Source organism: Hydrogenophaga sp. IBVHS2, assembly GCF_002127215.1.
Taxonomy (GTDB): domain Bacteria; phylum Pseudomonadota; class Gammaproteobacteria; order Burkholderiales; family Burkholderiaceae_C; genus Hydrogenophaga.
The window spans coordinates 437,055-460,522 of record NZ_NFUT01000001.1 but is presented as its reverse complement, the minus strand read 5'-3'; the positions used below and the strand labels follow the sequence as shown (position 1 = coordinate 460,522).

Sequence of the window (23,468 nt, the reverse complement as noted above, 5' to 3'; positions counted from 1 at the left end):
ACGCCCATGACAAACCCGAACCGACGAACCGCCCAGACCGGCCTCGTGGCCGGCCTGATCACCCTGACCTGGCCGGGCCTGGTGCTGGCGCATGGCGACAGCCACGGCCAGCCCAAGGCCTCCAGCCTGCCGCCGGAGCAGAAGCCCTGGGGCATCGCCGGCGACCCGCGCAAGGTCCGCCGCACCATCACCATCCGCATGAGCGACGACATGAAGCTCACCCCGTCGCACCTGGACATCCGCCAGGGCGAGACGCTGCGCCTGCGCGCCGTGAACGCCGGCGCGGTGATGCACGAAATCGTGATCGGCACCGAGGAAGAGCTGCAGGCCCATGCCGAGCTCATGAAGCGGTTTCCCGGCATGGCGCACGACGAGCCCTACATGGCCCATGTGCCGCCGGGGAAGACGGGCGACATCGTGTGGAACTTCAACCGGGCCGGCGAATTCGGATTCGCATGCCTGATCGCCGGCCATTTCGAGGCCGGCATGCGCGGCACCCTCCGTGTGAAACCTGCCCAAGGATGACCCCATGACCCTCGCTTCCACTCCGCTGCTCTCCCGCCGCCGCCTGCTGCGCGCCGCCACCGCCCTGCCCCTGGCCGGCCTGGCGGGTGCGGCCATGGCGCAGAAGTCCCCGAGCGCCCTGCCGGTGCTGCAGGTCTGGAAAGACCCGAACTGCGGCTGCTGCCAGGACTGGGTCGATTACCTCAAGGCCGACGGCTTCGTGGTGCAGGTGTTCGACACCGGCAACACCGCGGTGCGCCGCCGTCTGGGCCTGCCCGACCGCTACGGCTCCTGCCACACCGGTCTGGTGGGCGGCTATGTGATCGAAGGGCATGTGAACGCCCGCGAGATCCGCCGCCTGCTGACCGAGAAGCCCGACGCCCTGGGCCTGGCCGTGCCCGGCATGCCGGTGGGCAGCCCCGGCATGGACGGGCCGGTCTATGGCGACCGGCGCGACCCCTACGACGTGGTGCTGGTCCTCAAGGACGGCAGCTCGCGCGTGTACCAGTCGTATTTCCGCAGCTGACCGGCTGCGGCACGGAGTTCAACCATGAAACACCTCCTCACCGCGGCGCTGCTGGGCAGCGCCCTCTCCCTCGTCCATGCCCAGCACAGCGGCCATTCCCATGGCAGCACGCCCTCGGCAGCTGCGGCACCCGCGTCCCCCGCCACCGCGCCCGACGCCCTGCCCTGGGCCGAGGCCGAAGTGCGCCGGGTCGACGCCGGCGCGGGCGCGGTCACCCTGCGGCACGGCGACATCCGCAACCTCGACATGCCGCCCATGACCATGGTGTTCCAGACCCAGCAGCCGGGCGTGCTGGACGGCATCAAGGCCGGCGACAAGGTGCGTTTCACCGCCGACCGCATCAACGGCACGTACACCGTTTTGCGTATAGAGCCGCTGCGCTGAAGCGTCAATCTGTCCAGGACAAATACAAACGTCGTCATTTTTTGACACAAAAGCCTCAAGCGCGGTGCCAAGCCTCCCGATATGACCGGCAATCGCCCGTGATATCGGCCCATCGGCGCGGAGTGCGGTCCCTAGACTGCACTTCACCCGATCCGAGATCCCCGGCGGGAACCGATTCCAGTCCTGCACCGAGCGAGGCCCCATGCGCACCAATCTGCCCGTCACCCACAACGAATTCGTCATTCCCGATGGAGTGACGCTGGTCTCCACCACGGACCTGCAGAGCCACATCACCTACTGCAACCCGGCCTTCATTGCGGTCAGCGGTTACGACAAGGACGAACTGATCGGTCAGCCGCACAACCTCGTGCGCCACCCCGACATGCCGCAGGAAGCCTTCCGGGACATGTGGGAGACGCTCAAGGGCGGACAACCCTGGTCGGCGCTGGTGAAGAACCGGCGCAAGAACGGCGACCACTACTGGGTGGTGGCCAATGCCACACCCATCATGGAAAACGGCCAGGCGGTGGGCTACATGTCGGTGCGCACCAAACCGTCCCGCGAGCAGGTGCAGGCGGCCGAGGCCCTCTATGCCCAGATGCGCGCCGAGCGCGACGCCGGCCGCCAGACGCTGGGCCTGCACAAGGGCCAGCTGGTGCGCAGCGGACTGGCCGGCACCCTGCGCCGTGCGCTCAGGCTCACCCTGGGTCGGCGCATCGCGCTGATGTCGGTGGGCCTGGCCGCCGCCGGCCTGGTGGTGGGCGAACTGGCGGCCCCCCACGGCATGGCGGTGCATGCGGCCGCAGCGACCGTCCTGCTGGCGATTGCAGCCACCGGGGCCCTGGTGCTGCGCCGCCAGCTCATCGCCCCCCTGAACGACGCCATCCGCTTTGCCAACACCATGGCCGCCGGTGACCTGTCGGCCCGCTTCAAGGGCGCCACCGCCGGTGAGTTCGGTGAACTGGCGAAGGCGCTCAACCAGCTCAACGTGAACCTGCAGGCCGTGGTGTCCGATGTGCGCCACGAGGTCGAGGGCGTGCAGGTGGCCTCCAACGAGATCGCCAGCGGCAACCAGGACCTGTCGTCGCGCACCGAGGCCCAGGCCAGCAGCCTGGAAGAGACCGCTGCCTCGATGGAAGAGCTCACCAGCACCGTGGCCCAGAGCGCCAACTCGTCGCGCGAAGCCGCCGTGCTGTCCGAGAAGGCCGCCCTGGTGGCCCGCGAAGGCAACATGGCCATGGGCCAGGTGGTCAGCACCATGGACGACATCAGCAAGTCGTCTGCCCGCATCGGCGAGATCATCCAGGTGATTGACGGCATCTCGTTCCAGACCAACATCCTGGCGCTCAACGCAGCGGTGGAAGCCGCCCGGGCCGGCGAACAGGGCCGCGGGTTTGCGGTGGTGGCCGGCGAGGTGCGCAACCTCGCGCAGCGCACGCTGTCGGCCGCCAAGGAAATCAAGGTGCTGATCGACGAGTCGTCCAGCAAGGTGGCCCAGGGCAGCCAGCTGGTGCACAACGCCGGTCAGACCATGGGCAACGTGGTCAAGGCGGTCGAGCAGGTGAACGGACTCATCGGGGACATCACCAACGCCACCAACGAGCAGTCGATGGGGATTGCCCAGATCAACCAGGCCGTGGGCCAGCTCGACTCCGTCACCCAGCAGAACTCGGCCATGGTCGAGGAACTCGCCGCGGCGGCGAGCTCGCTGCAGGCACAGGCCCAGGTGATGAACGAGGCGGTTCGCATCTTCCGCCTGGAGCGCCGCGCCGCCATCCCGGCCTGATCAGACCGGCGAGCTCGGACACAGGATCGGCGTGACCTGCAGCGTGACCGAACGGGTCACGTCGCGGTACACGCCATCGGCGCTGCCGAGCTGACGCACCCGAAGGTTGCGCGGAGTGGCCAGGTCGCCCGGGTTGCCACCCAGCGCCATGTCCACCGACACCTCGCCCCCCGACGGCGTGAGCGGCGTGGCCACCGGATCGGTCCAGCCCACACCGAAGGCCTCATCCCGAGGCACGGCAAACCGGAAGCGGTAGGTGGTGCTCCGGTCGATGCACACCTGGAGGCTGACCGTCGTGGACAAGGGGTTGACCGACACCCCGGTGACCGATCCGATGACGGTGCCATCGGGCAGGGCATCGGGCCGGATGGCGGCCACGTCCAGCAGCTCGAACGGCGAATTGGCATAGGCCAGGAACGGCACATCACGCGACACCTGCAGGGTGTTGGCCGTCTCAGGCACGGTGTAGCGCAGGGTGAATGGCCCTGGACTGCTGGCGCGCACCAGCAGGTTTCCTTCCAGGTTGGTGACCACGGACTGCACCCGGTCACCGTCCACCACCGACCACGACCCACCCGCCACCCCCATGGCGGCGTAGGTGATGCCGAAGAACACCGGCCAGTCGGCGTTTTGCCAGCGGCCCTCCAGCATGGCTGCCGAGGTGGGCGTGTTCAGGACCGGCGTTGACTTGGCCACCGTCAGCGAGGCGCTCACGCTGCCCCCGGCGTAGGCGCCCTGGGCCGGCTGGGTGGCCGTGATGACGGCCACACCCGCCCCCACCACCTGCAGCTGGTTGCCCGACACCTGCACCACCTGCGGATTGCTGCTGGCATAACTGAATGCGGCCGGGCTGTCGCTGACCGGGGCCACCAGCGTGCGGGGCGGACCGCCATGCACCAGATCGACCGGCAGCTGCAACGCACCCAGGGTGGGTGCCTGCAGGTTCACCAGCAGCCGGGCCGTGGTGCTGGCCGCGCTGTAGTTGTCGGTGGCCGCCTGGGTGGCGGTGATGACCGCCTCGCCGCTGCGATGCACCGTGAGCTGACTGCCGACGATGCTGGCCACGGCAGGGTCGCTGCTGCTGAAGCTGAAGCTGCCCGGGCTGTTCGACCCGGGCGGGGTCAGCGGCACCGGCCCCGAGACCAGCGACACCGGCGGCAGGCTCCAGGGTTGCAGCACCGCCGCAGCCGCGTTCAGACGCAGCGTGTAGCGGGCCTGTGCGCTCGGGAAAAAACCTTGTGCTGCCTGCACCGCGGTGATGGTGGCCTGCCCCTGACGCAGCGGCGTGACCAGACCCGTGACCGCATGCACCGTGGCCACGGTCGTATCGCTGCTGCTGTAGCTGACGGCCCCTTTGCTGCCGGCCACCGAAGCCAGCTGGACGAAGCTGCCGGCATTCCAGACCCGTGAGATCTCGGGCTGCCGGAAAGCGATCTGCGGCACGCTGCCGGCACTGCCGCCGACCACCTGCACCTGAGCCAGACCCGGCCCTGCAAAGGTACCGGCCAGCAGCAACGCCGACCAGCCGACCAGGCCGTGCAACGCCCTGCGGACGGCGCCTGCGATTCGATGGGTGAACATGGATCAACGCCCCTTCACGGTGAAACTGATGCGCATGACGATGACCGGCGCCACCGAGGCAAAGTCCGCCTCGTAGGTGAGCTGCTGGCCCGGTCCCGGGCTGGGGACGTTGTCCAGCGGGATGGTGACCCGGTCGCCAGCCAGCAACAGGAAGGGCTGGCCATTCACGCCCACGTTGGGCACGGTGGCACCGTTCTCCAGGGTGCGGATCTCCACCAGCCCCTGGGCCGGCCGCTCCAGCGTGAAGACCAGCTGCCCGCCCACGATGGCAATCCCGTAACCGGGCGCCACCAGCGAGGTGTCGATGGAGGCCAGCGCCTGCGGCTGCAGGCTGCGGTCCACCCGGGCCAGCACCGCCTGCGGCAGCTGCACCGGCCGTTGCGACACCAGCTGCAGGCGCGACAGGGCGTTGCTGCCGCGCAAGGGCGGCAGCGCACAGCGGCTGCCCGAGGTCGCAGGCCCGACCTCCCCGTCCAGCGGCAGCCGCCAGGCCAGGGACAGCCGGGTGTCGGCCGCCGATGCCGCATGCAGCGTGCGCGAAACACCCAGCGTCCATCGACCGGTGTCCCAGCTGATGCCGCCCGAGGTGCTGGCCGCCGTCGATGCCAGGCTCAGTCCGATGCGCCGGCAGGCATCGAGGTCCTGCTGCCAGCCAGCGCGGCTGACCAGCCGGGTGGTGGCGATCTGCGACCCGTCGGCCATGGGGTAGCGCGTGCGCTCGCCGCCCAGCGCCAGGTCGAGGCGGGTGGTGGCCCACGGATGCCACCCCACCCCCATGTCGGCGCCCAGCAGCTGCCCGGCCGAGAGCCGGCGCGGATCGCTGCTTGCCTGCAGCAGGTTGCCGGCCTGGCCCTGGATGACCACCGGTGCGAGCGTGGGCACATGTGCTCGCGCGCCATAGACCGCCCACCGCAGATCACCCAGGGGCCCGGCGTCGGGCGACGCCCGCACCAGTCCGGCCAGCCAGGCGTCCTGGCGCACCCGCGCCTCGGCGGTGCCCGAGGCAAAGGCATAGGGATCGGTGCTCTGCAGACGGCCCAGGGACAGGCGTCCGTGCCATCCGGGCACCGGGGTGTAGACCAGATTGCCCACCAGATCGCGGAAATCACCGGTGCGGCCAGCGGCCAGGTTCAGGCCCAGCGCCCACTGGTCCGTGACCAGCCAGCCCGCATCCAGCCCGAACTGCTGGCGGTAGCGGGAGGAGTGGATCAGGCGGGCATCGATACGGTGATCGGTGTCCTGCGAGCTGTACCGGGTGGACTGCGGGCCGATCTGCCAGCCACCGAGCTGGACGGCCGGCAGCGAGGTCAGCGACGCATTGGCAGGTTCGGACACCGTTGCGGGGGCGGCATGCCCGCCCCCGCACACCAGGACCAGGGCAAAAGCAGACAGGGACGTTTTCATGAAGGACGCAGGGCGGGGCAGGAAAGATCCGGATACCCGGAATCCGGGCAGCCGGCGATCCTCGCCGGGCAACCCCGCTGATGTCATCACCAAGACACAACGAAACCCTTCGACACGTGATTCACCGACGAACGCCAAGCCACGGTGCCGGCGCGTGATACCGTCCGCACCCATGCCGAAAACCCTGCGCTACACCCTCATCTCGCTGCGCGAGATGCTGCTGTCCTTCGGGCCGTTCGCCCTGCTCACCGTGGCCCTGCTGGTGGCTGCCTACTGGTGGCTCAACCCCACGCCGCCCAAGACGGTGGTGCTGGCCACCGGTCCGGCGCAAAGTGCCTACGAGACCTTCGGCCGCCGCTACGCCGAAGCGCTGTCCCGGGAGGGCATCACGGTGGAACTGCTGCAGACCGAGGGCTCGTCCGACAACCTGGAGCGGCTGCGCCGGGGCGAGGCCGATCTGGGCTTCGTGCAGGGCGGCACCGGCACCATCACCGAGACCGACACCGAGGACCTCACCTCGCTCGGCAGCCTGTTCGTCGAACCGCTGTGGGTGTTCTACCGCGAGGACCGGGCCCGCAAGCTGCGCCGCAACGCCACGCTGGAGACCCTGTCGGACCTGCACGGCTGGCGGGTCAACGTGGGCACCGACGGCAGCGGCGTGCCGCGCCTGTTCGAGACCCTGCTGGAGGTCAACCGCATGGACCCGCGCGACCTGCGCCTGAGCCGGCTGGAACAGACACCGGCCACGGTGGCTTTCCTGGACGGCGACCTGGATGCGCTGGTGTTCGCCTCGGCACCCGAATCCCTGATGGTGCAGATGCTGCTGCAGACACCCGGCGTGAAGCTGATGGACTTCACGCAGAACGAGGCCTATTCGCGCCGCTTTGCCTACCTCACGCCGGTGGTCATGCCGCAGGGCATGGTGGACCTGTCGGCCAACGTGCCGCCCCGACGGGTGCGGCTGGTGGCTTCCACCACCAGCCTGCTGGCCCAGGCCGACACCCACCCGGCCGTGCTGCAGCTGTTCGCCCAGACCGCATCCCGCCTGCATGGCAGCGCCGGCTGGTTCAGCCGGGCCCGCGAGTACCCCAGCCTGGAGCACAGCGAGGTGCCGGTGGCCGACGAGGCACAGCGGGCCATCCAGGGCGGCCAGCCGTTCCTGCAGCGCTACCTGCCCTTCTGGCTGGCCAACCTGATCGAGCGCATGTGGCTGGCCATGGGCCTGATCATCGCGCTGGCGCTGCCGCTCTCGCGCATCATTCCGCCGCTCTACACGTTCCGGATCCGCTCAAGGGTGTTCCGCTGGTACGCCGAGCTGCGCGACATCGAGCAGCGGCACGAAGCCGGCGAGGCCGCCGACCGTCTGGTGAGCCAGATCGAGGCCATGGAGGCCAAGGTCGAGAAGGTGGTGGTGCCGCTGAGCTACACCGACGAGCTCTACGCCTTGCGCAGCAACATCCACCTGGTGCGCAAGAAGCTCCTGCGCAAGACGGCCTGATGCCGGTCCGGCTCAGGCCTTGCCGGACGACGACGAGTTCTGCAGCGCCTGCTGGGCCACGGCGTCCAGCGCCTCGTCCACCACGCTCTGGCGGGCCACCATGCGCAGCCGGTCCTGGTCGATCAGGCGGTCCAGATTGCGCCGGGTCATGGAAACCGACTTGCCGCTGACGGTGTTGAAGAGGAACAGGGTGCCGTGCGGACTGGCCCAGGTGATCTGGCACCGGGTGGTCACACCGTCCAGCGGCATCTCGAACCAGGCACCCACCGTGAACTCCACCGGGACGCGGCTGTCCGTTCCGCGGGCGTCCGGCAGCTCGCCGGGCGGCAGGGGCTGGGTGTTCTCGTAGGCCGGCGGCTGGGTCTCGGGCGGCAGATCGGTCATGAAGCCGGTGTCCTTGGCTTCCTGGCTCTGCATCCACATGGACACGTCTTCCATGTCCTGGCGGCTGGGCGGGTTGTCCTCCGGCACGCCGGGGCGCTGGGTCTTGTAGGCCGCCTCATGCAGCCCCATGAGCGCCTGGAAGAAGCCTTCGGTGGCCGCACGCGGGTAATCGATGGAATCCAGCCCCTCGCGCAGGGTGCGCAGGATGACCGGGATCACCTTCACCAGCCGGGGCCGGTTCAGGCTGGCCAGGCCGACCTGGCACGACCACAGCAGGTCGTTGATCACCTCGGTGTAGCGGCGTGAGGCGGCCTCGGCCGGCAGCAGCGGCGGCCGGGCGCCCTCTTCCAGACGGGCCTGGGCCACCACCTGGGCCCAGGGGCCGGTCAGGAAGCGACGCACCACACCGGGCGCCTTGGGGAAATCCTTGAGGTCGCGGAACTCGTGCACCAGGCGCTCGGCCAGCAGGTTGCGCTGCTCCACCCGGACCAGCGTGTTGACCGCCAGGCCACGCGCCTCCTGCGACGGCTCGACCGCACGCGAGCTGAACTGCTGCAGCCGCTCCAGCAGGGCCGGAAAACGTTGCGGCACATCGTCGCCGGCGCGCAGCAGCGCCCGCTGGATGCCGCGCACTTCGGCCGCGAACGGGGCATAGCCGGACTCGGCCTCGGTCTTGAAGCCCAGCGAGCGCTCAATGATGGCGTCCAGCAGGCGTCGGGCCGGGTTGTGGCGGTCAGCGAAGAAGCGCGGATCGTCCCGGGCCAGGTCCAGCAGGGCCGGCTTCATGCCATGCAGGATGTCGCGGATGGGCTGCAGGATGCGCTTGTCTTCGGTGATCTGGCGCATCATGAGCGAGACCACCTCGCTGGCCAGGTTGCGCACCATGGCCTGGTTGACCTGCGGCACCGGCACGCCCGGCTCGGCCGCCTCCCCGGATCCCAGGTTGCCCACCAGCAGGCGGTGCAGCTGGTCCAGGGTCAGCAGCGGATCGCCCGCCGCGCTGCGCGTGCCGGGCTTCATGGTGGTGGTTTCGTCGCGGCGCGAACGCGGGCCGGTCGCGGCCGACATCGGGCGGGTGTCGCCGCCCCGGGAGGCCGCGAACGGCCGGGTGACACCGAAACCCACCGGGCGCACACCGCTCTGATCGAGCCGTTCGATCAACGCCAGAAACACCCCGGAGAGCTGTTCGCCCAGCGCCGCCGCTCCGGCCTTGAGCCAGCGGCCCCGCACCGACGCATCCACCTTGTCGGCCTTCATGGCGCGCGAGAGGGCACCGATGAACGCCGAGGGGCGCAGCGGGTTGGCATCGGGATTGATCTGGGTCAGGCCCAGGGCGCTGCAGATGCGGGCGGTGAGCTCGACGTCCAGATCCTCCAGCGCCATCTCCACCACCTGCTGCAGGCGGGCGAACTCCACCGTTTCCTGGACCTGGTCGTCGCCCATGAGCTCCAGCTCGTCGAAGCTCACGCCGGTCTTGCCCGCTCCGGCGGTGCCGGCAGGCCCTTTCGTGGCCGTCTCCAGTTCATGGCGAAAGGCCGCCACCATGGATTCGCGGTGGCGATCGGCCTCCAGCCGGGCCTGGTTGAGGGCCTTGCGCTCCATCACGCCGGGCTCGGTGGCTTCCAGGTTCTTCAGGCTCACGCTGACCTGGTCGAGCCAGCGGGGCAGCCATTGCGCCGTCTGCGACAGCGCTTCCTGGATATAGACGTCGACGTCGGGTCGGACGGTGGCATTCATGGTGGATTTCCCAAGGAATACAAAAGAGGGGCTCGTAACCCCGTACCGTATTCTGCCCGTTGCCACCCGCCGTGTTCGGCCGCGTGTACTTTCGAGGGACCGTCTCAGGACTTATTCCACAGACGGGACCAACCTTCATGGCCCAGATCCCGCAGCGTCTGCATGTTGCGCTCGACGATGGCATCGGCATCGCCCGCGTCGGTGGCCACCGCCCGCTCCACGCTGTCCTCGCGCAACAGGTGCAGGATGGGGAAGGGGGAACGGTTGGTGGCGTTGGTGATGTCGTCCGCCTCGGTACCCTCGAAGCGGAACTGCGGGTGGAACGGTGCGACCTGGATCACGCCCTCCAGGTCGTGCTCCACCACCACGTCGTCCACGATGCCCAGGAAATCGTTGAACACCTCGAAGTCCGGGAACAGCGTCGGGTGCACCAGCAGCGTGGTGTCGATCTGCTCGGCCGGGGTGCCGGCCAGCAGATCGAGCTCGCGGTCCAGCTCGTCGAGGAAGGCATCGACATGGCGGGCGCGGCTCACCACCACCCGCACCTGGTCCTTGACCCAGACGGCGCGGGCGAACGGGCAGAGGTTCAGGCCGATGACGGCCTTCTCCACCCATTCGCGGGTGCGGATCAGGATCTCGTCGTCGGTCATCAGGCCAGGCTCTTGAAGCGGGTGCGCTTGGGCTTGGCGCCCTCTTCGCCCAGGCGCTTCTTCTTGTCGGCCTCGTACTCCTGGTAGTTGCCGTTGAAGAAGGTCCACTGGCTGTCGCCCTCGGCGGCCAGGATGTGGGTGCAGATGCGGTCCAGGAACCAGCGGTCGTGGCTGACCACCAGGGCGCTGCCGGCAAATTCCAGCAGGGCTTCTTCCAGGGCGCGCAGGGTTTCCACGTCCAGGTCGTTCGACGGCTCGTCCAGCAGCAGCACGTTGCCGCCCTCGGCCAGCATCTTGGCCAGGTGCAGACGACCGCGCTCGCCGCCCGAGAGGTTCTTCACCAGCTTCTGCTGGTCGCCCCCCGAGAAGTTGAAGCGGCCGCAGTAGGCCCGGCTGGGCATCTGGAACTTGCCCACGGTGATCATGTCCAGGCCGCCGGAGATGTCTTCCCACACGGTCTTGTCGCCGGCCAGGCCGTCGCGGCTCTGGTCCACGGCCGACACCTTGACGGTCTGGCCGATCTTGACGGTGCCGCTGTCGGGCTGCTCCTTGCCGGTGATCAGCTTGAACAGCGTGGACTTGCCGGCGCCGTTGGGGCCGATGATGCCGACGATGGCACCGGCGGGCACGGCAAAGCTCAGGTTGTCGATCAGCACACGGTCGCCGAAGGACTTGCTGACACCCTGGAATTCGATGACTTCATTGCCCAGGCGCTCGGCCACCGGAATGAAGATCTCGTTGGTCTCGTTGCGCTTCTGGTATTCGACGTCGCTCAGCTCCTCGAAGCGGGCCAGACGCGCCTTGCTCTTGGCCTGGCGGCCCTTGGGGTTCTGGCGCACCCACTCCAGTTCCTTCTTCATGGCCTTGGTGCGCGCGTCTTCGGTGCGCTGCTCCTGCTCCAGGCGGGCTTCTTTCTGCTCCAGCCAGGTCGAATAGTTGCCTTTGTACGGAATGCCGTGGCCACGGTCGAGTTCGAGAATCCACTCGGCCGCGTTGTCCAGGAAATAACGGTCGTGGGTGATGGCGACCACGGTGCCCGGGAAGCGCTTCAAGAACTGCTCCAGCCAGTCCACCGACTCGGCGTCCAGGTGGTTGGTGGGTTCGTCGAGCAGCAGCATGTCGGGCTTGGACAGCAGCAGGCAGCACAGCGCCACGCGGCGCTTCTCGCCGCCCGAGAGCAGGCCGATCTTCGCGTCCCAGGGCGGCAGGCGCAGGGCGTCGGCCGCGATCTCCAGCTGGTGCTCGGAGTCGGTGCCGGCGGTGGCGATGATCGCCTCGAGCTGGGCCTGCTCGGCGGCCAGGGCGTCGAAGTCGGCGTCCGGCTCGGCATAGGCGGCGTACACCTCGTCCAGCCGCTTCTGGGCGGCACGCACCTCGCCCATGCTGTCCTCCACCGCCTCGCGCACCGTCTGCTCGGGGTCGAGCTTGGGTTCCTGCGGCAGGTAGCCGATGCGGATGCCCGGCATCGGGATGGCCTCGCCCTCGATCTCCTTGTCGATGCCGGCCATGATCTTGAGCAGCGTGGACTTGCCCGAGCCGTTGAGGCCCAGCACACCGATCTTGGCGCCGGGGAAGAAGGACAGCGAGATGTCCTTGAGGATCTGACGCTTGGGCGGCACGATCTTGCCGACCCGGTTCATGGAAAAGACGTATTGGGCCATGGGAGCCTGTGTGGGATTGAAAAAAGGGGGTGGGCCACCGTCGGGCGGCGGCGCAAAACCCCGGATTATCCCCGCATGCCACAATACGGGCCTTGCGGGCACATCAGTCGGCCCGCAACCAGCCCCCTGCTGGGGCGCCCCACCCTTACCCGGGCGGCGCCAGATCCTGAATCCGCCGACCCTGCACTGAGCGGTCCGCCTCCACGGCGGCCGATGTGGCCGGTGATCCCAGCGCCCTGGACGGGCGCCTCGAACGACATGACATTTGACGAACTGAACCTGGCCCCGGCCATCGTGCAAGCGGTGCGCGAGCAAGGCTACGACACGCCCACACCCATCCAGGCCGAGGCCATCCCGGCCGTGCTGGCGGGCCGCGACCTGCTCGCCGGAGCCCAGACCGGCACCGGCAAGACCGCGGCCTTCACCCTGCCCATGCTGCAGCGCCTGTCCACCTCGCCCCGGGGCCAGAGCCGCTTCGGCGGCATCGGCATCCGCGCGCTGGTGCTCACCCCCACCCGCGAACTCGCCGCCCAGGTGGAAGAGTCGGTCAAGACCTACGGCAAGCACCTGGACCTGAGCTCCACCGTCGTCTTCGGTGGCGTGGGCATGAACCCGCAGATCAACGCCATGAAACGTGGCGTGGACATCCTGGTGGCCACCCCCGGCCGACTGCTCGACCTGCAGCAGCAGGGCTTCCTCGATCTGTCCCAGGTGCAGATCCTGGTGCTGGATGAGGCCGACCGCATGCTCGACATGGGCTTCATCCACGACGTCAAGAAGGTGCTGGCCCTGGTGCCCCGCGACAAGCAGAGCCTGCTGTTCTCGGCCACCTTCAGCGACGAGATCCGCGACCTGGCCCAGGGCCTGCTCAAGGACCCGCAGCACATCCAGGTCACGCCGCGCAACACCACGGTGCAGCGCATCAGCCAGGTGATCCACCCGGTGGGCCGCGGCAAGAAGAAAGCCCTGCTGGTGCACATCATCAATCAGCACAACTGGAGCCAGGTGCTGGTGTTCACCCGCACCAAGTTCGGCGCCAACAACGTGGCCGACTACCTCGAGAAGAACGGCATCAGCGCCATGGCGCTGCACGGCAACAAGAGCCAGGGCGCCCGCACCCAGGCGCTGGCCGGCTTCAAGAGTGGCGAGATCCGGGCTCTGGTGGCCACCGACATCGCGGCACGCGGCATCGACATCGACGAACTGCCGCACGTGGTCAATTACGAGATCCCCAACGTCTGCGAGGACTACGTGCACCGCATCGGCCGCACCGGTCGCGCCGGCCGCGAAGGTCACGCCGTCAACCTGGTGAGCCTGGACGAGGAAGGCTTCATGATGGAGATCGAGCGCTTCACCAAGCAGCAGATCCCGGTGGAGATCTTCCAGGAGTTCATGCCCGAGCCGGGCGAAAAGGCCGAGCCCATCGCCATGGGCCGCCAGACCATCTGGGGCGGCGCCGGCAAGCCGCCCAGCCGCGAGGTGATGGCCGCCGCCGCCAAGGCCGCGCGCCAGGAGATGATGCAGCGCATCCGCGAGAAGAAGGGTTCGGAAGGCCAGGGCCGTGGCGGCCGGGGTCAGGGTCCGCGCCCGGCGGGCGATGAGGCCGACGGCGACCTGCCGCGTGAACCCCGCGAAGCCCGGGGTGAAGGCCGTCGCCAGGGCGCACCGCGCCCGCAGCAGGCGAACGGCAACGGCCAGGGACGCGGTGGCCGTGGAGGCCAAGGTGGCCAGGGCGGGCAGCGTCCTCCCAGGGGCGATCGGGGTGATCGGGGCGACCGCGCAGACCGCGGCGACCGTGAACCCGGTGCCGAGCGCCAGCCCGGCCCCAATGCCCACCTGGGCAGCCTGCGCATCCGCGAGCCGCGCCCGCGTCCGGCCAATCCGGGCGGTCAGCCCGATCCGCTGCGCACCAGCATCGACGCCATGCGCACCGGCAACCGCAACCACAAGGGTGGCAAAGGCGGCAAGGGTGGCCCGCAGGGCGGCCCGGCCGATCCGCTGCGCACCAGCTTCGGCCGCATCCGCTGACCGACGCCGGGCCTCAGTCGCGCACGAACAGCGTGACCAGGGGCTCGTCCCCCACCTGGCGGCTCCAGTGGCCGTGCAGTTGCGGATCGAAGGTCGCACCCTGGGGCAGGGTGTCGGCCGAATAGAAGTGCTCGCCCGGCCCGAACCGCCGGGTGCTGCCATCCTGCAGCCCGATCTCCATCACGCCCCGCAGCACGAACAGCCATTGCGGCTGGCCGGTGCAATGGAAACTGCTGCGAAAGCCCACCGGGCTCTCCCGGAGCTGCAAGGCCGAGGCGCCGTGCAGGACCGACAACCGAGCGGCGGGCGTGCCCTGATCGAGCGGAATGTCTTCCTCGCGGAAGCGGGCACGGCCGTCGGCATCGGTGAACAGCACGACTTTGCGGAAGGTGGACATGGGCAGGCTCCAGAAGCTGCGCGGGTTGTACCAGAAGGCACCCGCCTGCTGTACCGCTGCAGGGCTTTTGACGCACACTAGCCGCCCATGAAACTCCTGCTCGCTGAAGACGATGCCATGCTCGGGCAAGGCATGGACAAGGGCCTGCGCCAGGCCGGCATGACGGTCGACTGGGTGCGCGACGGCCCCACCGCCCAGGCGGCCCTGCAGACCCAGACCTACGACGTGCTGCTGCTCGACATCGGTCTGCCGGGTCTGGACGGCCTGCAGCTGCTGCAATGGCTGCGATCGCGCAAGCTGGAGGTGGCGGTGCTGGTGGTGTCGGCCCGCGATGCGGTGAGCGACCGCATCCTGGGCCTGAACCAGGGCGCCGACGACTACCTCACCAAACCCTTCGACCTCGACGAGCTGGTCGCCCGGGTGCATGCGCTGGCGCGGCGCCGGCAGGGCCGGCCGCAGCCGGAAATGCGCGTCGGTGCCCTGGTGCTCAACCCGGTCCGGCGCGAGGTGATGCTGGCCGATGAACCCGTGCTGCTGGCACCGCGCGAGTTCGATCTGCTGGCGGCCCTCATGGAACAGCCCGGTGCGGTGCTGTCGCGCGAGCAGCTGGAAAGCCGCCTCTACGGCTGGCAGGGCGAGCCCTCCAGCAACGCCGTGGAGGTGCACCTCCACCACCTGCGCCGCAAGATCGGCAGCGACTGGATCAAGAACGTGCGCGGGGTGGGCTACAAGCTGGTCGAGGTGGCCGGTTGAATTCCATCCGCCAGCGCTTGCTGCTGTGGCAGATCACCGCGCTGGTGGTGACCTCGGTGCTGTGCAGCGCCCTCACCTACCGCCTGGCCTGGGACGCCTTCAACCGCATCCGCGATTACGGACTGGAGCAGATCGCCTGGTCGGTGGTGCGACACGGCGTGCAACCCACGCAGGGGGTCGATGCGTCGCGCCGGGTGCCGGTCTCGCCGGACCGGCCGGCCGGCGCACCGATGGATGCCGCCGTCGACCCGGCCACCGGCGAGCCGCTGGAGCCGACGCCCTCCACACTGCCGGCGGAAGTGCCGGTCGAAGACCTGGGGCAGTTCGTCAGCCAGATCTGGCTGGAGGACGGCGAGCTGATGTACTCGTCGCTGGACAACATCGGTCCGCCGCTGCAGCAGCCGGGCTTTCATCTGGTGCAGTGGCAGGACGAACCCTGGCGGGTGTACACGGTGGTCGACCGGCACCAGCGGGTGCAGGTGGCGGTCACATCGGCCGACCGGGCCAGCGATTTCACCGAACTGCTGCCCTCGCTGGTGGTGCCTCTGTGCCTGCTGGTGCTGGTGCTCACGCTGCTCATCCACACCGCCGTGTCGCGTGCGCTGGCACCGCTGCATGCACTGGGCCGGCAGATCCGCCAGCACGACAACCTGCAGGAACTCCCGGCCATCGACAACAGCCGGCTGCCGGAGGAACTGCTGCCGCTCGGTCAGGCCCTGAACCAGCTGCTGGCGCGGGTGGACGCCCTGCTCAGCGGACAACGGGCCTTGCTGGCCGATGCCGCCCACGAGCTCAACACCCCCCTGGCGGCCATCAAGCTGCAGGCGCAGCTGGCGCGCAGGGCGAGCGACGCCCAGCGGGGTCTGGCGCTGGACGAGCTCGACCGGGGCATCGCCCGCGCCACCCGGCTGGTCGCCCAGCTGCTGCAGATGGCCCGTCTGGAGCCCGATGTGCGGGAACAGGAGCGCACGCCCCAGCCGGTGGCGCTGGATGCCCTGGCGGCCCGCGTGGTGGCCGCGTTCTCGGCCCAGGCCGATGCACGCGGCATGGACCTGGGACTGGTGCGGCGTGACCGCGCCGATGTCTGGGCCGACCCGGCCGAGATGCGGGTGTTGCTGGACAACCTGGTGGACAACGCCCTGCGGCATGCCGACCCGGGCTGCCGGGTCGACCTGAACGTGGTGCTGGACGGCGATCGGGTGGTGCTGGAGGTGCGCGACAACGGACCCGGCATTGCACCGGCGCAGCGCGAGCGCGCCCTGCAGCGGTTCGTCCGCCTCAACCCCCAGAGCGGCAACGGCAGCGGCCTGGGGCTGGCCATCGCGGCGAGCATCGTCGGCCAGCTCGACGGGGATCTGGAACTGCTGGAGACGCCGGGCGGCGGGCTCACGGTGCGCATCCGCCTGCCGGTCCACCATGAAAAAACCGCCACGGGCGAACCGGTGGCGGTTTCTGGCTGATCACACCGACCCGGCCTGGCCGGGCCAGGTGCATCACTGGCGGACGGTGCTGTCGCTGGCCGATGCGGTGGCAGCGGGCTGACCGGCCTGCAGGGTGTCCTGGGCGGCGTAGCGGCCCGGGAACAGTTCGCGCTCGGTGATCGAGACTTCGCTGTTGGCGATGATGTCGCCGGTGCGGCGGGCTTCGGCCAGTTCGGCCAGCACTTCGGCGCGGGTCTTGCCGGTGGTCACGGCTGCAGCGGCCGGGGCGGCCTTGGCGGCCACGGGGGCAGCGGCCTGCTCATACCGACCGGGGAACAGCTCGCGCTCGGTCATGTGGACTTCGCTGTTGGCGATGATCTTGCCGGTGGCGCGGGCTTCGGCCAGTTCGGCGCGAACCTGCTCGCGGGTCTTGGCGGCCGACGGATCGGCAGCGAAGGCATTGCCGGCGGCCAGGGCAGCGAAGGACAGGGCGATCAGGGACAGGCGTTGTGCTTTCATGGGGTAACTCCTTTAGAGGGTTGAATGACGAGGAAACAGAGGGTTCACTGACCTCGGTGCCCGATTGCTGTGAGAACCGTGCATCGATGGGATGGACTGTAAAGTTTCTCCTCACGATGAAAAACATCATGTGACTGATTGGTATATTTCCAAATCAGCAACAATCTTTTGGGTAAACCCGTATCAGAGGGCGTTTGGTGCGCCCTCTGCCCCCCCACCACCATGGACCGACTCAGTTCCCTGCGCGCCTTCCAGAAGGTGATCGAAGAAGGCGGATTTGCCGCCGCCGCCCGTGCCCTGGACCTCTCGCCTGCCGTGGTCACCCGGCTGGTGGCCGATCTCGAGGAACACCTGGGCACCCGGCTGCTGCACCGCACCACCCGGCGTGTGTCGCTCACCGAGGCCGGCGAGGCCTATCTGGAGCGCATCCGGCAGGTGCTGATCGATCTGGACGAGGCCGGCGAGCTGGTGAGCTCGCAGACGCGCGAACTCGCGGGCGTGCTGAGGGTGCTGGCTCCGCCGGTGCTGGCGACCCACGTGCTGGCCCCGCTGGTGTCCGGCTTTCGCCAGACCTATCCCAAGATCCGGCTCGACATCGAGGTGGCCTCGCACCGCGAGCCGCCCATCGAGGCCTACGACATCACCCTGCTGGGCACCAGCACCGGCTTCGATGCCAACGTCATCGCCCGCAAGGTGATCGCCTCCGAAGCCATCCTGCTGGCCTCCCCCGACTATGTGCGCCGCCGGGGCATGCCGCAGCGGCCGGAAGACCTGGCCCGGCATGACTGCCTCAGGCTCAAGCCCTCGGTGGGCCGCACGCGGGTGTGGCGGCTCTTGAATGCGGCCGATGGCGATCGCCCGACCGAGGTGGAGGTGGAGCCGGTGCTGTGGGCCAACCACACCGACACCCTGATGCACGCCGCGCTGGACGGTGCCGGCATCACGGCCACCACGCTGGAGCTCGCCGCACCCATGCTGGCCAATGGCCAGCTGGTGCGCGTGCTCTCACCCTGGATCACCGACCGGCTGAACCTGTACGCGGCCCTGCCCAGCCGCAAGTTCATGCCCCGCCGCACCCAGGTGTTTCTGGACTATCTGGTGGCCCAGACCCGGCAGCGGGTGGACCAGGCGCTGCGCAACAGCGCCCTGCGCTGAGCGCGCTTCAGCGGACGATGCTGACTTCCACCCGACGGGCTTCGGCGTTGTTGCCGGTGCCGGTGGTGACCTCGGGCTTGCGCAGCTGCAGGCCCTCGGGCTTGACGCCCGCTGCGGCGAGCACGTCACGCACGGCCAGGGCGCGGCGCTTGGCGAGTTCCTCGTTGGCCTCCAGGCTGCCGGTGGCGTCGTGGAAGCCGGAGATGGCCAGGGTGCTGCCGGCCTGGGCCGCGGCAATGGCTTCGGCCAAGGCATCGACAGCGCCCGGGGCCAGATCGGCCTGGCCCACCGCGAAGTAGAACTTCACCACGCCGTTCTCGACCACCACGCTGGCGTCTTCCACCACCACGGTGGCGGCAGCCGGAGCCGCGGCGGCCGGCTTGGCCGACTTGGGGCTGCCAGCGCGCTGGATGCCGATGCCCACCACGCTGCCGACCAGCAGCACGATGATGGCGATGATCACTGCAAATGCGACGCGAACGTCCTGATCGTTATCCTGCGAGGCCATGAATCGAATCTCCGACAAAAGTGAGGTGAAGTGAGCAAAGCCTCTGATTCTATGCCGCGCGACGGTGCCCGCATGCTGCAGCAGACCCTGCAGCAGTGGCGCGCGCAGGGGCCGAAGCCGGACCTCTGGCTGTTCGCCTACGCCTCGCTGGTGTGGCGCCCCGAGTTCGAGGTGGCCGAAAGCCGGCCGGCCCGGGTGCACGGCCAGCACCGCGCGCTGCAGATGTGGAGCCGCATCAACCGGGGCACCGAGGACTGTCCGGGCCTGGTGTTCGCGCTGCTGCCCGGCGGATGCTGCGACGGGCTGGTGCTGCGCCTGCCGCACGACGAGGTGGAGGCCCGCATGCCGGCCCTGTGGGCCCGCGAAATGCCGCGCCCGACCTACGACCCCAAATGGCTGCTCTGCCATACGCCACAGGGCCCGGTGCGGGCGCTGGCCTTCACCCTCTCGCGCCGCAGCCCCAGCTACACCGGCGTGCTGCCGCCGGAACGCTACCGCCAGATCTTCGCGCAGAGCTGCGGTCGCTACGGCACCACGCTGGACTATGCCCGCCAGACCCTGCGCGGCCTGGCCGAGCACGGTATCCATGACCGGGCCCTGGAGCGGCTGCTGCGCCTGGCACCCGACCCCACAGCCCCGAGCTGAATCGGCCGCTGCCTATACTGCCGCGCATGAACATCGCCGACCTGCGCAAGAGCTACGAAAAAGCCGAACTCAGCGAATCCGCCTCGCACGCCGATCCCCTGCAGCAGTTCGACCAATGGCTGAAGGAGGCCATCAGCGGCGAGCTGCCCGAACCCAACGCCATGACCCTGGCCACCGTGGGTTCCGACCTGCGGCCCAGCACCCGCGTGGTGCTGATCAAGGGCTATGACGAGCGCGGCGTGGTCTGGTACACCAACTTCGAGAGCCGCAAGGGCCGCGAACTGGCCGGCAACCCGTTCGCCGCGCTGCAGTTCCACTGGGTGGAGCTCGAACGCGTGGTGCGCATCGAAGGCCGGGTCGAGAAGGTCAGTGAAGCCGAGAGCGACACCTACTTCCACAGCCGTCCCCTGGACAGCCGCATCGGCGCCTGGGCCAGCCCGCAGAGCCAGGTGATCGAGAGCCGCACCGTCCTGGTGACGAATGCAGCGAAGTACGGCGCGCAGTTCCTGCTGAACCCGCCGCGCCCGCCGCACTGGGGCGGCTTCCGGCTGGTGCCCGACCGCTGGGAGTTCTGGCAGGGCCGCAAGAGCCGTCTGCACGACCGCTTGCGCTACACGCAGCAGGCCGATGGCGGCTGGCTGCGGGAACGGCTGGCGCCGTGACGCCTTGAGCGCTCAGCGCGTGTCGGCCAGCGTGGTCTCGGTCACGCCCTTCTTGCCTGTGGTCTCGTCCACCAGCTGGAGCTTGTTGCGGGCATACAGGAGGCCCATCTTCACTTCCTGCCAGACGAAATAGAGCATGCCCGGGCGGGCATCGATTTCGAGCGTCTCGGTGTTTTCGGCCTTGGAAGTGACGACCCGCCGGCCCGGGGCGACCTCCTTGTACAGATAGGTCTTGGCGGCGGTCTGGCCGATGGGCTGGCCGTCGATGGCAACGTCCATGCGGACCGCCGCCCCCATCGACTCGTTCCGGAAGACATAGATGCCGGCCTTGTCGGCCGGTACGGTGAAGGTCTTGGCGGCGGCATCGCGTGCCGGATCGCCCATCGGCACCGATGCACATCCGGCCAGCGCGACCACCATGGCCAACGAAAGAACGACGCGTTTCATGTTCCTGCTCCCTGTGTGAATGGAGCGGAGATCCTAGCGCGACTCAGATCCGTTCGATCGGCTGTTGCCGCACCGCCAGCGCCGCTCCGTCGTCCACCCTGGCCGGTGCCACCTCGGCCAGCGGCACCAGCACGAACGCCCGCTCGTGCATGCGCGGGTGCGGCACCGTCAGGCGGGGTGAATCGATGCGGGCATCGCCATACAGCAGCACATCGAGATCGAGCGTGCGCGGTGCGTTGCGGTAAGGGCGTTCGCGGCCCTCGGCGGTCTCGATGGCCTGCAAGGCGTCCAGCAGATCGGGCGCGGTGAGGGTGGTGGCGACCTCGGCCACGGCATTGATGAAGTCGGGGCCGGTGGCATCCACCGGGGCGGTGCGGTAGAGGCTGGAGGCCTTGACCAGGCGCAGACCCGGCGTGTCGCCCAGGGTCTGCAGGGCGCGCTGCACGGTGCCGGCCGCATCGCCCAGATTGGCGCCCAGGGCCACGAAGGCCCTTACTTCAGGGCGCGCTGCCGGCATCGGCACCGCCTGCGCCCCCTGCCCCGCCACCGGGCTTGCGGCGACGGCGGCGGCGCTTCTTCGGCGGGGCGGCCGGATCAACCTGCGGATCGACCGTGTCGTCATCCCGATCACCGTCGCCATCGGCGTCGTTGGGCTCGCCGGCCGATGGCGGCACCCGGTGGGTGCGGCCACTGGCGGCCGCCGGTGCATCGCCCGGATGCTCGGCGTCGCCCTTGCGCACGCGGCGCGGCTGGGCCTTGCCGCTGGCGCGGCGGTGTTCGTCCAGCATGTCCTGGCGCATGTCGTCGCTGGCGGTGCTGAAGGTTTCCCACCAGTGGGCGAGCTCTTCGTCCACTTCACCGGTCTGGGCGCGCAGGCGCAAAAAGTCGAAGCCGGCCCGGAAGCGCGGCTGCTCCACCAGGGTCAGCGGCGAGCTGCCCACGCGCTTGTCGAAGCGCGGCTGCATCATCCAGATCTCGCGCATGTCGGTGCCCAGCTTGCCGCGCCCGGACACGTCGCCGATGCGGGCCTCGAAGGCCTCGTCCACCGCGTCCTGCAGGGCGGCGAACGGCGGCACCGGGCGCTGCCCCGGACGGGTCTGCAGACGCTGTTCCCAGGCCTTTCGCACATCGGCCCACAGCACACAGGCCAGCAGGAAGCTCGGCGCCACCGGCTTGCCTTCGGCCACGCGGCGGTCGGTGTCCTGCAGGGCGGCCTTCACGAAGGGTTCGTCGGCGCGCTGCACCACGATGTCGAGCAGCGGGTAGATGCCGGTGTCCAGGCCCACGGCCTTGAGCTGCGCCACGCTGGCCAGCGCATGGCCGGTCTGCAGCAGCTTGAGCATTTCATCGAACAGGCGGCTTTGCGGCACATCGGCCAGCAGCTTGCGCGAGGACACCAGCGGGGCCAGGGTCTTGGCATCGAACTGGAAGCCCAGCGCATTGAGCTTGGCGCCGAAGCGCACCGCGCGGATGATGCGCACCGGGTCTTCGCGGTAGCGGGTGGCGGGGTCGCCGATCATGCGCAGCACGCGCTTCTGCGCGTCGCGGATGCCGTGGTGGAAATCGACCACGGTCTGGGTGGCCGGGTCGTAGTACATGGCGTTGATGCTGAAGTCGCGGCGCGCGGCGTCCTGCTCGATGGGCCCCCACACGTTGTCGCGCAGCACCCGGCCGCTGGCGTCCACGGCGTGCTTCATGCCGGCCAGCTCGCCCTTGCTGGTGCGCTCGTTGCCGGCCACCTGCTCGGCATCGTTGCTGTCGAGGTAGGCGCGGAAGGTGGAGACCTCGATCACCTCGTGTTCGCGGCCCCGGCCGTACACCACGTGCACGATGCGGAAGCGCCGTCCGATGATGAACGCGCGTCGGAACAGGCCCTTGACCTGCTCGGGCGTGGCGTTGGTGGCCACGTCGAAATCCTTGGGCCGCAGGCCCAGCAGCAGGTCACGCACCGCGCCACCCACGATGTAGGCAGCAAAGCCGGCGTTCTGCAGGGTGTTGACCACATCCAGCGCCCGCTGGTCCACCAGCTGGGGGTTGATGCCGTGGACGCTGGCGGGGACGTCCTGCCGCTGGCCGAAGGGCGAGCCCTTGCGGGCCGGGCCGCTGCCGGACTTGCCGAGCAGCTTGTCGATGAGTTTCTTGATCATTCGAAGAGTTGGAGGATGCGCCAGCCGCGTTCGCGGGCCACGGCGCTCAGGCGCTCGTCGGGGTTGGTGGCCACCGGCTCGTGCACCTTCTCGAGCAACGGCAGGTCGTTGGGCGAGTCGCTGTAGAAGGTGGTGTGCTGCAGATCGGACCAGCGCAGGCCCCGATCGGCCAGCCATTGTTCCACACGCAGCACCTTGCCCTGGCGGAAGGACGGGATGCCCCGGATGTCGCCGGTGATCGCGCCGTCCGGCCCGGTGGCCAGATCGATGGCGATGAGCTCGTCCACGCCGAAGGCGCGGGCGATCGGGCGGGTGACGAATTCGTTGGTGGCGGTGACGATGACGACCGTGTCGCCGGCCGCCTGGTGGGCACGCACCAGGGCCCGGGCCTGCTCGGTCATGGCCGGGCGTATCACCTCGGCCATGAAGCGCTCGTGCGCCGCCTGGGCGACCGCCATGCCGCGCTCGCGCACGGCGTCGGTGGCAAAGCGCACGTACTCGTGGATGTCGAGCGTGCCGTCCTTGTAGGCCTGGTAGAAGCGGTCGTTGGCGCGGCCGAAATCGGCCTCGTCGCGCCAGCCCAGCTTCACGGTGAACTGGCCCCAGGCGTAGTCGGAGTCCAGCGGCAGCAGGGTGTGGTCAAGGTCAAACAGGGTCAGTCGCATGGGGGC

23 protein-coding genes are annotated in these 23,468 nt (G+C 69.1%); 11 read left to right on the top strand and 12 right to left on the bottom strand.

The genetic code is table 11. From position 1 onward, the window contains the following. Positions 1 to 6 precede the first annotated feature (6 nt). The 4 genes from CAP38_RS02280 to CAP38_RS02265 all read left to right on the top strand — a co-directional run bounded on the left by CAP38_RS02280 (position 7) and on the right by CAP38_RS02265 (position 3,200). Complete coding sequence (locus tag CAP38_RS02280; RefSeq protein ID WP_256924204.1) at positions 7 to 525, top strand: cupredoxin family protein; 519 nt, start codon at positions 7 to 9, stop codon at positions 523 to 525. A gap of 4 nt (positions 526 to 529) precedes the next feature. Continuing rightward, a complete protein-coding gene (locus CAP38_RS02275) occupies positions 530 to 1,030 on the top strand; it encodes a DUF411 domain-containing protein (protein WP_086119251.1) in 501 nt (166 codons plus the stop codon). A 24-nt stretch (positions 1,031 to 1,054) separates the two neighbouring features. After that, a complete protein-coding gene (locus CAP38_RS02270; protein ID WP_086119250.1) occupies positions 1,055 to 1,414 on the top strand; it encodes a copper-binding protein in 360 nt (119 codons plus the stop codon). A gap of 202 nt (positions 1,415 to 1,616) precedes the next feature. Further along, on the top strand, positions 1,617 to 3,200 hold the full coding sequence (locus CAP38_RS02265; protein ID WP_086119249.1) for a PAS domain-containing methyl-accepting chemotaxis protein: 1,584 nt from the start codon (positions 1,617 to 1,619) through the stop codon (positions 3,198 to 3,200). On the opposite strand, the gene CAP38_RS02260 is transcribed toward CAP38_RS02265, so the two are convergent. Together CAP38_RS02260 and CAP38_RS02255 are read right to left on the bottom strand one after the other, a co-directional pair. Further along, a complete protein-coding gene (locus CAP38_RS02260; RefSeq protein WP_086119248.1) occupies positions 3,201 to 4,781 on the bottom strand; it encodes an Ig-like domain-containing protein in 1,581 nt (526 codons plus the stop codon). 3 nt (positions 4,782 to 4,784) lie between these two features. Continuing rightward, positions 4,785 to 6,185, bottom strand: a complete 1,401-nt coding sequence (locus CAP38_RS02255; protein ID WP_086119247.1) for a hypothetical protein — start codon at positions 6,183 to 6,185, stop codon at positions 4,785 to 4,787. Positions 6,186 to 6,357: 172 nt separating this feature from the next. Between CAP38_RS02255 and CAP38_RS02250 the strand changes: the two genes are divergently transcribed. Next, positions 6,358 to 7,683: a TAXI family TRAP transporter solute-binding subunit gene (locus tag CAP38_RS02250; protein WP_086119246.1), complete on the top strand. Its 1,326-nt coding sequence runs from the start codon at positions 6,358 to 6,360 to the stop codon at positions 7,681 to 7,683. Positions 7,684 to 7,695: 12 nt separating this feature from the next. On the opposite strand, the gene CAP38_RS02245 is transcribed toward CAP38_RS02250, so the two are convergent. The 3 genes from CAP38_RS02245 to ettA all read right to left on the bottom strand — a co-directional run bounded on the left by CAP38_RS02245 (position 7,696) and on the right by ettA (position 12,115). Next, the gene (locus tag CAP38_RS02245) at positions 7,696 to 9,804 is read right to left on the bottom strand and encodes a DUF1631 family protein (RefSeq protein WP_086119245.1); all 2,109 of its coding nucleotides are present in this window, start codon (positions 9,802 to 9,804) and stop codon (positions 7,696 to 7,698) included. 104 nt (positions 9,805 to 9,908) lie between these two features. Beyond that, positions 9,909 to 10,454, bottom strand: a complete 546-nt coding sequence (locus CAP38_RS02240; RefSeq protein ID WP_086119244.1) for a DUF1415 domain-containing protein — start codon at positions 10,452 to 10,454, stop codon at positions 9,909 to 9,911. After that, a complete protein-coding gene (gene ettA / locus CAP38_RS02235) occupies positions 10,454 to 12,115 on the bottom strand; it encodes an energy-dependent translational throttle protein EttA (RefSeq protein WP_086119243.1) in 1,662 nt (553 codons plus the stop codon). The genes CAP38_RS02240 and ettA overlap by 1 nt, the downstream gene beginning before the upstream one ends. A gap of 258 nt (positions 12,116 to 12,373) precedes the next feature. On the opposite strand from ettA, the gene CAP38_RS02230 reads away from it, so the two are divergent. Then, entirely contained in the window at positions 12,374 to 14,143 is a 1,770-nt protein-coding gene (locus CAP38_RS02230) for a DEAD/DEAH box helicase (protein ID WP_086119242.1), read from the top strand. A gap of 13 nt (positions 14,144 to 14,156) precedes the next feature. Here CAP38_RS02230 and CAP38_RS02225 read toward each other — a convergent pair whose 3' ends face one another. Further along, positions 14,157 to 14,540, bottom strand: a complete 384-nt coding sequence (locus CAP38_RS02225; protein WP_086119241.1) for a hypothetical protein — start codon at positions 14,538 to 14,540, stop codon at positions 14,157 to 14,159. An 87-nt stretch (positions 14,541 to 14,627) separates the two neighbouring features. Between CAP38_RS02225 and CAP38_RS02220 the strand changes: the two genes are divergently transcribed. Both CAP38_RS02220 and CAP38_RS02215 read left to right on the top strand, forming a co-directional pair. After that, positions 14,628 to 15,293, top strand: a complete 666-nt coding sequence (locus tag CAP38_RS02220; RefSeq protein ID WP_086119240.1) for a response regulator transcription factor — start codon at positions 14,628 to 14,630, stop codon at positions 15,291 to 15,293. Further along, the gene (locus CAP38_RS02215) at positions 15,290 to 16,753 is read left to right on the top strand and encodes a HAMP domain-containing sensor histidine kinase (protein ID WP_143435734.1); all 1,464 of its coding nucleotides are present in this window, start codon (positions 15,290 to 15,292) and stop codon (positions 16,751 to 16,753) included. Before CAP38_RS02220 ends, CAP38_RS02215 begins: the two co-directional genes overlap by 4 nt. A 33-nt stretch (positions 16,754 to 16,786) precedes the next feature. On the opposite strand, the gene CAP38_RS02210 is transcribed toward CAP38_RS02215, so the two are convergent. Beyond that, positions 16,787 to 17,233, bottom strand: coding sequence for a DUF4148 domain-containing protein (locus tag CAP38_RS02210; RefSeq protein WP_086119238.1), 447 nt, complete (start codon positions 17,231 to 17,233; stop codon positions 16,787 to 16,789). A gap of 222 nt (positions 17,234 to 17,455) precedes the next feature. Between CAP38_RS02210 and CAP38_RS02205 the strand changes: the two genes are divergently transcribed. Next, complete coding sequence (locus tag CAP38_RS02205; RefSeq protein WP_086119237.1) at positions 17,456 to 18,388, top strand: LysR family transcriptional regulator; 933 nt, start codon at positions 17,456 to 17,458, stop codon at positions 18,386 to 18,388. A 7-nt stretch (positions 18,389 to 18,395) separates the two neighbouring features. Here CAP38_RS02205 and CAP38_RS02200 read toward each other — a convergent pair whose 3' ends face one another. After that, complete coding sequence (locus tag CAP38_RS02200; RefSeq protein WP_086119236.1) at positions 18,396 to 18,896, bottom strand: OmpA family protein; 501 nt, start codon at positions 18,894 to 18,896, stop codon at positions 18,396 to 18,398. 51 nt (positions 18,897 to 18,947) lie between these two features. Between CAP38_RS02200 and CAP38_RS02195 the strand changes: the two genes are divergently transcribed. Next, on the top strand, positions 18,948 to 19,541 hold the full coding sequence (locus CAP38_RS02195; protein ID WP_086119235.1) for a gamma-glutamylcyclotransferase: 594 nt from the start codon (positions 18,948 to 18,950) through the stop codon (positions 19,539 to 19,541). A 26-nt stretch (positions 19,542 to 19,567) separates the two neighbouring features. Further along, complete coding sequence (gene pdxH, locus CAP38_RS02190; RefSeq protein ID WP_086119234.1) at positions 19,568 to 20,203, top strand: pyridoxamine 5'-phosphate oxidase; 636 nt, start codon at positions 19,568 to 19,570, stop codon at positions 20,201 to 20,203. A gap of 12 nt (positions 20,204 to 20,215) precedes the next feature. On the opposite strand, the gene CAP38_RS02185 is transcribed toward pdxH, so the two are convergent. From CAP38_RS02185 to CAP38_RS02170, 4 genes are read right to left on the bottom strand one after another with little or no spacing between them, the layout of a single operon-like run. Beyond that, a complete protein-coding gene (locus CAP38_RS02185; protein WP_086119233.1) occupies positions 20,216 to 20,650 on the bottom strand; it encodes a DUF2846 domain-containing protein in 435 nt (144 codons plus the stop codon). Positions 20,651 to 20,693: 43 nt separating this feature from the next. Continuing rightward, positions 20,694 to 21,167 carry a 2-amino-4-hydroxy-6-hydroxymethyldihydropteridine diphosphokinase gene (gene folK, locus CAP38_RS02180; RefSeq protein WP_086119232.1) on the bottom strand — a complete coding sequence of 158 codons (474 nt, stop codon included), beginning with the start codon at positions 21,165 to 21,167 and terminating at the stop codon, positions 20,694 to 20,696. Then, positions 21,148 to 22,797: a polynucleotide adenylyltransferase PcnB gene (gene pcnB, locus CAP38_RS02175; RefSeq protein WP_086119231.1), complete on the bottom strand. Its 1,650-nt coding sequence runs from the start codon at positions 22,795 to 22,797 to the stop codon at positions 21,148 to 21,150. The genes folK and pcnB overlap by 20 nt, the downstream gene beginning before the upstream one ends. Beyond that, a complete protein-coding gene (locus CAP38_RS02170; protein ID WP_086119726.1) occupies positions 22,794 to 23,462 on the bottom strand; it encodes an HAD family phosphatase in 669 nt (222 codons plus the stop codon). The genes pcnB and CAP38_RS02170 overlap by 4 nt, the downstream gene beginning before the upstream one ends. Positions 23,463 to 23,468: the final 6 nt, after the last annotated feature.